The sequence below is a fragment of the Caldimonas caldifontis genome (assembly GCF_002930615.1).
Taxonomy (GTDB): Bacteria; Pseudomonadota; Gammaproteobacteria; order Burkholderiales; family Burkholderiaceae_C; genus Caldimonas; species Caldimonas caldifontis.
Genome location: NZ_PSNX01000027.1, coordinates 1 through 1,418, shown reverse-complemented (window position 1 = coordinate 1,418; position 1,418 = coordinate 1). Strand labels below are relative to the sequence as shown.

General features: G+C 65.1%; 1 protein-coding gene. It reads right to left on the bottom strand.

Annotated elements, in window-relative coordinates; translation table 11 throughout:
• Positions 1-1,057 precede the first annotated feature (1,057 nt).
• Positions 1,058-1,351, bottom strand: a complete 294-nt coding sequence (locus C1704_RS17310) for a hypothetical protein (RefSeq protein WP_170064738.1) — start codon at positions 1,349-1,351, stop codon at positions 1,058-1,060.
• Positions 1,352-1,418 lie beyond the last annotated feature (67 nt).

Here is a 1,418-nt window from a genome sequence, read left to right as displayed (position 1 = left end):
CTTCGGCAGCTTCGGTCAGCACCGGCGCCCACGGCGGCGCACTCCCCGCCGACTGGCAAGGACCTTACTACTCACAGTAAGACGCGAACGAGCGGACTTGCTTCTCGCGCCCGCAAGGCCAAGAGACCAACCCCGCCGGGATACGCCGGCTGGGTTTTCTTTTTTCTCGGGCCTGCCATCAACCACAGGCTGGGAACAGGATCAGGCGTCAAGATGTAACTAAAAGAAACCCAAGGAGCTGCAAGCGAGGCCGGCTCTTCTGGCGCCACGCACTGGGAGCACACCCCCTCGACTGAGGGGTATCTCACACTTGACACTTGCGAAACACGTAACCCGACCGTTACGTCGTTACACCTTCCCTTACTCAGACTTTTAGCAGCCTTTTTAGTATCCGCAGCAAGCAATCAATGCTTCTGGTGGAAACCGCACAGACAGTCGTCTGACAACACCGGGTTCGCAGTGCGCACGCAGGGTTGGGCCGCAACGCAAGGTTGTGGCTCCCTGGTGGTTAGGCACTGCTTACAGCGCCCAGCGATTCCGCCGCCACGCGTACGCGCTTGGGGATTCCGAGTTTTCCCAGTTGCCTCGACTATCATGAATATTGGTTCTCAAACCCGTCTGACCGTGCTTGCAGAAGTCATGGCTGCCTGCGCTGTCCTCGCCGCCTGCGGCGGTGGGGCCAGCGACAGCAGCAGTTCCAGCGCCGACGATGTTCTCCTAACGGCCCCTCAGGACGGCCAGGACACCCACATCGATGCCCAAGGCAAGCGCTGGTATTGGGACGGTACCCGCTGGGTGATCGGCACCAAGCCGGCTCCGGCTCCGGCTCCGGCTCCGGCTCCGGCTCCGGCTCCGGCTCCGGCTCCTGCTCCTGCTCCTGCTCCTGCTCCTGCTCCTGCTCCTGCAACGTGGACGTTCTGCGCCAACGAGTACGAGTTCTGCTCGTTTTCTGGCACGGCTCAGGTCCGCTACGGTGCCAACGGGACCTACGCGTATGGAACATATTCAAACGGCGTGGCTTGCAGCAACAGCGTCTTCGGTGACCCCATCCGGAACGTCATGAAGCGCTGCGAGGTTGCCGCCACTGGCACCAGTGCCCCTGCACCCGCTCCTGCACCCGCTCCTGCACCCGCTCCTGCACCTGCACCCGCACCCGCACCCGCACCCGCACCCGCACCCGCACCCGCACCTGCACCTGCACCTGCACCCGCACCCGCTCCCGCACCCGCACCCGCTCCCGCACCCGCACCCGCTCCTGCACCCGCTCCTGCACCTGCACCTGCACCCGCACCCGCACCCGCACCCGCACCTGCACCTGCACCTGCACCCGCACCCGCACCCGCACCCGCACCCGCTCCGGACTCCGTCACCACCCGTGCAAGCCTGCAAGCGACCCGCACCAGCGGTACCGCCCCCCT